Source organism: Neisseria sp. P0009.S007 (assembly GCF_051962515.1).
Window position 1 is genome coordinate 1 of the sequence record NZ_JBQCVF010000087.1, and the last position, 9491, is coordinate 9491.

General features: G+C 48.3%; 8 protein-coding genes and 2 pseudogenes. 8 read left to right on the plus strand and 2 right to left on the minus strand.

The features are described from left to right. The 6 genes and pseudogenes from ACTHS3_RS08575 to ACTHS3_RS08600 all read left to right on the plus strand — a co-directional run. Positions 1–227 (plus strand): annotated as a pseudogene (locus tag ACTHS3_RS08575) (type IV pilin protein); the annotation flags it as partial. Between the two features lie 1042 nt (positions 228–1269). After that, positions 1270–2190 carry an aspartate carbamoyltransferase gene (pyrB, locus tag ACTHS3_RS08580; RefSeq protein WP_440367686.1) on the plus strand — a complete coding sequence of 307 codons (921 nt, stop codon included), beginning with the start codon at positions 1270–1272 and terminating at the stop codon, positions 2188–2190. Positions 2191–2200: 10 nt separating this feature from the next. Next, positions 2201–2659: an aspartate carbamoyltransferase regulatory subunit gene (gene pyrI, locus ACTHS3_RS08585; RefSeq protein WP_004520167.1), complete on the plus strand. Its 459-nt coding sequence runs from the start codon at positions 2201–2203 to the stop codon at positions 2657–2659. Positions 2660–2852: 193 nt separating this feature from the next. Beyond that, a complete protein-coding gene (locus ACTHS3_RS08590; protein WP_049336352.1) occupies positions 2853–3518 on the plus strand; it encodes a hypothetical protein in 666 nt (221 codons plus the stop codon). Positions 3519–3793: 275 nt separating this feature from the next. Next, entirely contained in the window at positions 3794–4657 is an 864-nt protein-coding gene (locus ACTHS3_RS08595; protein WP_049336349.1) for a GNAT family N-acetyltransferase, read from the plus strand. 23 nt (positions 4658–4680) lie between these two features. After that, positions 4681–4806, plus strand: coding sequence for a hypothetical protein (locus ACTHS3_RS08600; protein WP_003684698.1), 126 nt, complete (start codon positions 4681–4683; stop codon positions 4804–4806). A gap of 65 nt (positions 4807–4871) precedes the next feature. Here the strand turns inward: ACTHS3_RS08600 and ACTHS3_RS08605 are convergent, their stop codons facing one another. Further along, on the minus strand, positions 4872–5375 hold the full coding sequence (locus tag ACTHS3_RS08605) for a hypothetical protein (RefSeq protein WP_049336347.1): 504 nt from the start codon (positions 5373–5375) through the stop codon (positions 4872–4874). 213 nt (positions 5376–5588) lie between these two features. Here ACTHS3_RS08605 and pyk point away from each other — a divergent pair, with 213 nt between their 5' ends. Beyond that, the gene (gene pyk / locus ACTHS3_RS08610; RefSeq protein ID WP_049337966.1) at positions 5589–7061 is read left to right on the plus strand and encodes a pyruvate kinase; all 1473 of its coding nucleotides are present in this window, start codon (positions 5589–5591) and stop codon (positions 7059–7061) included. 175 nt (positions 7062–7236) lie between these two features. Next, a complete protein-coding gene (locus ACTHS3_RS08615) occupies positions 7237–8652 on the plus strand; it encodes an OmpP1/FadL family transporter (protein WP_004520172.1) in 1416 nt (471 codons plus the stop codon). Between the two features lie 311 nt (positions 8653–8963). Here ACTHS3_RS08615 and ACTHS3_RS08620 read toward each other — a convergent pair. Further along, positions 8964–9491: pseudogene (locus tag ACTHS3_RS08620) on the minus strand (LysM peptidoglycan-binding domain-containing protein); the annotation flags it as partial.

Below are 9491 nucleotides of genomic sequence, written 5' to 3' on the forward strand. Positions count from 1 at the left end.
CGGGCGGTTTCTGTATCAGGATGAGCGGTCAGGCTAAGGGCATCCTGGAGGGTAAGTTTACCTTGAAGGCGGTGGCGCTGGACAGGGAGGCGGAGCCGAGGGTGCTGCGCTTGAACGAGTCGCTGACGGCGGTGGTGTGCGGGAAGATGAAGGGGAAGGGCAGCTGTACGGACGGTGAGGAGATATTTAGGGGCAATGATGCGGAGTGTCGGCCTTTTACGGGGTGACAATAGGGTGGAAAGGAGATAAGAAAGTAAAAAGGACGTGCACAGGCACGTCTTTGGGGGAGGCTGATCTCAACCTCGAGTACTGCATTATTGTCTTAACCCGTTTTATTATTTTGACGAACTGAATATTTCAAATCCAGTACCTTATGCTGACACTGCAACCAGCCGGCGGAAGGTAATGCCCTGGTCAGAACTATTAGGAATTAACTGTAAATTGAGCGGGAAAGTTTAAAAGTAGAGAAAGCGGTAGTTTAAGTTATTGATGCAACATTATTCAGACGGCCCGAGCGGTCATGGGTAAGGATAATAAAAGATAAAGGCTGTAGACAAATTACACCAAGCAAAGATAGCATTGTCTGCAGGGTAAAAGGCTGGTTGATACAGCAAACATATATCTGTATCTATTTTGAAAGGCTATATTGAGAAACTGCACATCACTCCTTCAATATCGACGAGATAAGGTATGGCAGAAGGTTCGATCAAAGGCTACGGCAGCAAAACAGATGGCACCTAGAAAAACATCAGCTACAGACCTGCATTATCGCAAAGCCCTTTGCAACAACTCATCGACGGAAACGCAAATCAAACACAACCGAATATTTGTCGAAAAACCCGTTATGTGGTTGAACAAAGCTTTGTTACGTTTCACTGTAAATCAGGGTGTGAACCTAATTTGCTTTAGGCAACATGGGTGTGCAACGCTATTCGAAAGCGATATGTTTGAATCGTTGAAGTGGTTAACAGCTTACTTGCGCTTGTTTGCTCCTACAAGATGCGAGCATTGGGAAGATAAAAGGGAGCTGTCAAGTCCCTGTGTTTGATTTTTGGCTGTTGGGGATGAAGGATTTTTTGCAAAGGTCTCAGACCGTCTGAAAACTTGATAGAAGCAGTCGTCTGTTAAATATGCGATAATGCGGGAGATTTCATGGGTGTGGTAGAAACATGGTTGTGATTGTCCGACGGGGATGATGTCGGGCAACGATGGAATCGGTTTGCTTGAAACGCCCGCCTGTTGCGGGCTTTTTTATGGGAAGGAATGGTCATGCCTAATCCGCTTTATCGGCAACATATTATTTCAATTTCAGATTTGACGACGGAGCAGCTCGAATTGCTGCTTCAGACGGCCTTGAAGTTGAAAAAGCAGCCTCGCAAAGATTTGCTTGAAGGTAAATTGATTGGTTCGTGCTTTTTTGAACCCTCTACCCGTACGCGTTTGTCTTTTGAAACGGCGGTACAGCGTTTGGGTGGGAAAGTTATCGGTTTTTCCGATGGCGCGAATACCAGCGCGAAAAAGGGTGAAACGCTTGCAGATACTGCGAGGATTATTTCCAGTTATACGGATGCGATTATTCAGCGACACCCGAAAGACGGTGCGGCCCGTGTGGCGGCCGAGTTTTCGAGCGTGCCCGTGATTAATGCCGGCGATGGTACCAACCAACATCCAAGCCAGACGCTTTTGGATCTGGTAACGATTTATGAAACACAAGGTAGTTTGAGCAATTTGAAGATTGCGATGGCCGGTGATTTGAAATATGGCCGTACGGTACACTCATTATGTCAAGCATTGAAGCGTTGGGGTTGTGAGTTTGCATTTGTTTCTCCTCCCAGCTTGGCGATGCCGGACTATATCACTGAAGAGCTGGAGGAGGCCAGTTGCCCTTATCAAGTCCTGTCCAGCTTGGAAGAAGCGGTCGAATGGGCGGATATTTTGTACATGACCCGCGTTCAGCGCGAACGTTTTGATGAGCAGGAATTTGCCAAAATTCAGGGTAAATTCAATCTTGATGCGCCGATGTTGGCAAACGCCAAACCCAATTTGCGCGTCTTGCATCCTTTACCGAGGGTAGATGAAATTCATCCGAATGTGGATAAAACACCTCATGCCTATTATTTTGAACAGGCAACCAATGGAGTGTATGCACGGATGGCGATTTTGTCTTTGGTATTGAACGAAGAAGTTTAAGGAGCGAAAGATGGAAAACTCAAAACTCAGCGTTGAAGCAATCGAACAAGGTACGGTGATTGACCATATTCCTGCTGGTAAAGGCTTGGCCATTTTAAGACAGTTTAAGCTGCTGCATTATGGCAGCGCGGTTACGGTTGGTTTTAATTTGCCCAGTAAAACGCAGGGAAGCAAAGACATTATCAAAATCAGCGGTGTGTGGTTGGATGCCAATGCGGCCAACCGTTTAGCTTTATTTGCCCCTGAAGCAGTGGTCAACAAAATCGATCGGTTTAAGGTGGTTGAGAAACAGCATTTGTCATTGCCGGACGAGATTTCGGAAGTGTTCCGTTGCCCGAATACTAATTGTGCCAGTCATGGCGAGCCGGTCATCAGTCGCTTTTATGTCCGTTCACATAATGGTCAGACGCGTTTGAAATGCCATTATTGCGAAAAAACCTTCTCGCGTGATTCGGTTGCCGAAGCCTGATAAAAATCTCAGGCCGTCTGAAAATACGGCTATACGGTTTGAGTTGTCTGCTTGATACATTAGTTTCATAAAAAGCAAGATATTAAGCAAATTGCGTTAAAATTACGTTAAAATAATGCCTTCCGGGTTGATGACATTATTCGCCCGAAAGGCATTATTTTTTAATAACATGATACGAAATGTAGGAAAACTCATGCACTCATCCATACAAAGCCGGTTTGCCCCAATTTTATACGTCTTGATTTTCTTTGCCGGATTTTTAGCCGCACAAGTTTGGTTTAATCAGCAAGCCTATTTGACCAATCTTCCCCTTTTGGTTACAGCCATTTCTGCCGTTGCATTTGTTTGGTTGATTTGGGCCGTCGTATCTGCGCGATCCAAAGCTAAAAGCAAGATGTTGCACCGTGAGCAGCTGATTCAAAAAGAGAGCATTCATCCTGTTTTGCATGCGACGTTGCAACGTTCTGATGGACAAACGGATTTATTGGTTTTGGTTGTCCGCAATAGCGGTAAGGGCTTGGCGAAGAATGTGCGTTTTGAGGCTGAGGCTTTGCCGGATCACTTGCCGAGCAAGCTGGTTGCCGATGCAGTTATGCGCTTGGAGATGTTTTCCGGCGGCGTGGATATGCTGGCATCGGGAGAATTGTATGGCGGCGTGTTTGCAAGCATGTTGGCGCTGGCTGCCGAATTGCCGGACCAAACATTCGGCGGAGTATTGAAACTGAAAGCCACTTATGAAAATGCCTTTGGCGATCAATGCACTTCAGAAAGCGTTTTGGATTTGAGCATATTGAATTTCAATTTGTCAGAAATTAAATCCAATGGCGAGCAAAAGCCCCGCAAGAAATTGTTGTATTGATATTCAAAATATGCAGGCCGTCTGAAACCGAAATACTTGTTTTCAGACGGCCTGTTGTTATTTTTCAAATGATTTTTGAAGAAAAAGAGGCGTATCGGGTATAATAATCAAAGAATTCGAAACGGATTGTCAGGCTCGGCAAGCCGTCTCATCATTGTCGTATTTCAAAACCTTACTGATATTTTTTCAATAATCTGTTGCTATGTATCGGAACTTTTTCTGATGTTGGCACTGGCGAAATATTCCTTCAGCCATTTACTCTCAGGAAGCTGCTTATGTTAGTGTGTAATCCTTATGAAGTTGTGATCCATGGTACGACCAGCAAAGGCAAGATTTTCCGACCAAGCGACTGGGCGGAGCGCCTGTGCGGTATTTTGTCCTCCTTTACTAAAGACAACCGCCTTTCCTATTCGAATTGGGTGCGCCCGATTTTGGTGGACAATGTCCGTTGTGTAGCGGTCGATAAAAAGTTGGAAGAAGACAATCCGCAAATGTTCCGTTTCTTGATGGACTTTGCAGCGGATAATGATTTGCGCGTGATTGACTGCAAAGCCTTGCTCAAAGAGCAAGAGAGCAAACAGCAGGGCGAAGTGCCGGTCGAGCGCGTTTTGTTGGCGCAGGCGATTGAAGAAAAACATGCAGCCGAGCGTGCGGAAGCGGCCAATGCTCAGCCTGAGCCTCAAGCTGCCGCGCCTGTGGTTGGCGTATTGCGTGAAATTCCGCCGGAAGAAACCGCAACCGCTTTTGCGGCATTGAGCATTTTGCGTTCTTCTTTGACCGATATTCACCGTTTCGTCGAACAAATCAACGAGCATCAGCGCAAAACCGGTTACCGCCTGTTGGGTATTTTTGAAGAAGGTAAACAAAATGCCGTGGCCGTATGCGGTTTCCATACTGCACATAACTTGGCCAGTGGTTACCATATCCATATTGATGATCTCGTAACCATGCCGCAATGCCGCCAAAAAGGCTATGCTTCACGCTTGTTGGAAGAAGTACGCAAAATCGGTGCGGAAACCGGCGCGACCAAAATCCATCTGAATGTCCATGTTAACCATGACCGTGCAGGTGCGCATCGTCTCTACTTCAAAAACGGATTTGAAATTTGCGCTTACCATTTCCGTTGCGATCCGAAATAATTTTTGTGGAAAGAGAGAAATCAATGTTGAAGATTTTGACCGCGGCTGTTTTGACACTGAGCTTGGCGGCCTGCGCATCAGGCAGCGGAGGCAGCTCGCAAATGTATGGTGAGATTAAGGCCGGTGTAGAAACCAGCCATCAACGTTGAGATATACAATGACAAGGCCGTCTGAAATAGGTTTTCCTGTTTCAGACGGCCTTTTTGCAACTTGATTAGAGTGTCGTGGAGGTGTCGTCAGCGGCAACAGTCCGATGCAGGCGATACCAATTGTACAGGCGCAGGATGCACAAGAAAGCGATGATGGGCATGCAGGCTGCGGTAACCAGATAACGCGGGTTGCTGAAGTTTAAAACGTTGTGCCCGGAAAGCAGCGACAAAGCGGCATGCAACCATTCCCACAAAGACGAAATGCTGAATGCCAAAACAGCCAACAGGCCGAGGGTTCGGAAAATACCGATGGGCAGGATTTGTTGGCGTAATACGGCGCGGTTGAGTTGGAACAAAACAATCAAACCGAAGCCGATGATACAGACCATGCCGCCGTTGGCGACGATTTGTAGGCTGTTGAAGGCAATGTCGGGCGTAACGGAAATTGTACCGGACTGGTTGGCGGCGGTTTGTTGCAAATTTAAGCCTTGCATGACATTAAGTACGAAACCGTAGATCAGGTCGGCCAAAACGATACCGATGGGTAGCGGAGTCAAAAAACGTTTCATGGATCAGTTGGGTATTCTATTAGTATGAGGGAGGCCGTCTGAAAATTAAAAATGACGACGTGAGAGTGTATTGTATCCGATAGAAAAGTAGGTTAATGCAAAAATAAATTTAGTTTAAGTCAGAAAATGATGTAATTTTACGCCAACATTATTGCATTAAGAGTACAATCTTCTTCATTATCAAACGTGAAATCAACAGGAAAGGACGTTTACATGAGCCAATTGCAACGTGATTTAACCCGTATCAGCCACAATACCAAAATTGTTGCCACACTGGGTCCGGGCAGCAACAATGTACAATTGTTGGAAGACATGATCCGTGTCGGCGGCCTTAATGTCGTCCGTTTCAATTTCAGCCACGGTACGCCGGAGTTTCATGAAGAAAATGCCCGTATCGTACGCGAAGCCGCGAAACGTGCGGGTCAGGAAATCGCCATTCTTGCCGACTTGCAAGGGCCTAAAATCCGTGTCGGTAAAATTGCCGGCGGCAGCATCGAGCTGAATAAAGATGAAACTTTGATTTTGGATGCCGCACTTGAAGGCGAAGGTACACGCGAAGCGGTGGGTTTGGACTACCGTGATTTGCCGAATGACGTCGCTGCCGGCGATGTTTTGTGGCTGGACGACGGCCTGTTGACTTTGACCGTTGAGGCGGTTGAAGGAAGTAAGATTATTACAAGGGTAGAAAACAGCCATGTGCTGAAAAGTAACAAAGGTATCAATAAACGCGGCGGTGGCCTGTCTGCCGGTGCGTTGACCGAAAAAGACTTCCGCGACCTGAAAACGGCGATTGCCATTGGTTGCGACTACTTGGCCATCAGCTTTGTGAAATCTGCCGAAGATTTGCACATCGCACGCGCCAAAGTCGAAGAAGAAATGAAAGGCAGTACAGCCGTACGTCCCGGTTTGGTTTCCAAAATCGAGCGCGTAGAAGCCATTGAAAATCTGGACGAAATCATCCTTGCCAGCGACGGTATTATGGTTGCCCGCGGCGACTTGGCAGTGGAAGTCGGCCATGCCGCCGTACCTGCCCTACAAAAACGCATGATCCGCCGCGCCCGTGAGTTGCGCCGCTTCAGCATTACCGCAACTCAAATGATGGAATCCATGATTACCAACCCTGTACCAACCCGCGCGGAAGTCAGCGACGTGGCCAACGCGGTATTGGACGGTACCGATGCGGTGATGTGTTCCGCCGAAACCGCCGTCGGTGCGTATCCGTTTGAAACCGTCAGCCAAATGGCGATTATTTGTGCGGCTGCGGAAAAAGAACAAGATTCGCTCAACGGCGTTGCCGAACAGGTCGAGTATCCCGAAGCCGTCAGCACCAACTTGGCGATTGCTGGCGGTGCGGTCAGCGTGGCGCGAGCAGTTCACGCCAAAGCCATCGTTGCCCTGACTGAAAGCGGTTCGACCGCCTTCGAAGTCAGCCGCCACAACATCACCCTGCCGATTTTTGCCCTGACGCCGAGTGTTTCAGCGCAACGCCGCATGGCGATGTACCGCGGCGTGCGTCCGTTGATTTTGGCAACCAGTACCGATCACGATACCGCGCTGAACGAAGTGGAAGCCATGCTGGTAGAACACAAAATCCTCCAAAGCGGCGACCAATACATCATCACCAGCGGTTCGCAAATGCGCGAATCCGGTTCGACCAATACGCTGGAAGTGTTGCAGGTTAAATAATTGCAGTGATCCGATAATTGGAAAAGCAGGCTGTTTTAGCCTGCTTTTTTGTGTAAAAAAAGAAAAGATTAGGCAAAAATAATGATGTAGTATAGAATTGAGTGCCTATACTAAATCAATAAAGGACGTTTCAGACGGCCTTTTTCTTTGTACGCCACTTTCACGGTAAACCAAAATGATTCATTTCAACCTGAAAAAAACAGCGTTTATTTTAAGCGCAGCACTGTTATCTACCGCCGTCCAAGCCTCCGGCTACCATTTCGGCACACAATCCGTTAACGCACAAGGCACGGCCAACGCCGCCGCCGCCGAAGCCGCCGATGCCTCAACTATTTTCTACAACCCGGCCGGTTTGAGCAAAATCGACAGCAGCCAAATTTCCGTCAACGCCAATATCGTTTTCCCAAGCATTCATTATGAGGCAGAATCTGCGAAACACTTCCGCACGGGTGCCGATGTCAGCGGCTCGACCAGCGGCAAAATTACCGAAACCACCGTTGCTCCGCACGTTTATAGCGCGTACAAAGCCAGCGACGATGTGACTTTGGGTTTGGGCGTGTACGTTCCTTTCGGTTCGGCAACCGAATACGAAAAAGATTCCGTCTTGCGCCACAACATCAACAAACTGGGTTTGACCACCATAGCCATCGAGCCGGTAGTTGCGTGGAAACTGAATGAGCAGCACGCCGTCGGTGCCGGTTTGATTGCCCAATATTCCAAAGCCGAATTGCGCAAATACTCCGACTGGGATGCTTCCGGCGCCATCAGCCAGTTGGCCAGCGGCTTGGCTTCCCGTCAAGCAGGCCGTCCCGTTGCTGTCGATGCGACCGGCAAAGCTGACGGTCATGCCGATGTAAAAGGTCACGATTGGGGCTTTGGTTACCAACTGGCGTGGATGTGGGACATCAACGAGCGCGCACGCGTGGGTGTGAACTATCGTTCCAAAGTATCGCATACGCTGAAAGGCACTGCCGATTGGGAAGCGGACGGCGCATATGCAAAACGCGCATGGGATTTGGGTGCAATGGCTGCACGCGGTTATGTGCCGAACGAAAAAGCCAGCGTAAAAATCGTAACGCCTGAGTCTTTGTCTGTTCATGGTATGTACCGCGCCACCGACAAAACCAACCTGTTCGGCGATGTGACTTGGACGCGCCATAGCCGCTTCAACAAAGCGGAGCTGGTGTTTGAAAACACCAAAAAAGTTGTCAACGGCCAATCTGACCGTACCGTTATCACGCCTAACTGGCGCAACACTTATAAAGTTGCATTCGGCGGCTCTTACCAAGTTACCGAACCATTGCAACTGCGTGCCGGTATCGCTTTCGATAAATCGCCGGTTAAAAGCGCTGAAGACCGTATGAACAGCCTGCCTGACGGCAACCGTATTTGGTTCTCCGTCGGTGCCAAATATCAACTGGGTAAAAACCATGTTATCGATGCGGCGTACAGCCATATCCACATCAATGACACGGTTTACCGCACCGGCAAAGCCAGCGGCAACGACGTGGACAGCCGCGGTGCATCCTCTGCCCGCTTCAAAAATAAAGCGGACATCTTGGGCTTGCAATACACTTACAAATTCAAATAATCGGATTTGAGTTGTGGATAAAAAGGCCGTCTGAAGATTTCAGACGGCCTTTTTGATTGGCAGGAACAGATGGAGCAATCCACAGGCAATAAATGGTGTGTTGGGCTTTACATATTTCTGATTGGAATGGCAGAACGGAAAAACGATAGAAAAAAGAATAGCCGATTACCGGCTGGAAAAATAAGATGTTGTTTGCGCTTTAAACAACGTGTTACAGATTTCTTTATTCTGATGGGCAGCAATCAAAAGGCCGTCTGAAAAACAGGTTTTCAGACGGCCTTATTTGCCAGATGGCTGCTAAGAAAGCTCAATCAGCTGCGGACTTCCAGTTCGATTTCTCTTTCTTGTTCGTCTTCAGCCGGCTTGTCCATGGTTTTTTCATCAGCCATATTGTCCAAGTCGCGGCCGGGTTCGGAAGCGGTATCACCGATGGAAACGCTGTTCAGGCTTTCCAAAATAATGGCTGAGGCCAGATGGTCGGATGTGCGGTACACCATTGCCAAACCGATTTCTTCCGCCGGAATGGAAACCAACTCAACCGTATCTTTGTCTTTCGGCTTACGAATCAGGTTGTTGGATAGATTGACACGGACTTGGCGGCCGCGTTTGTAGAGGCTGACCACAGTGCCTTTGTCCAAGCCGTCGAGTTCGCCTTTATCCAAAGTAATGGTTTGGAACTGACCGGCTTCGCCCACGCCGTCGAAGATGGAAACGACTTTGGCCTGAATCGGACGGGCAGGGGCGTGAGGCATCACATTGAAGCTGTCGAGGCCTTCGGGCAGTTTCAGCAGATAGTCGTCTTTGCGGATTTCGGAAACGGCTTCTTCGATAACCAAAGG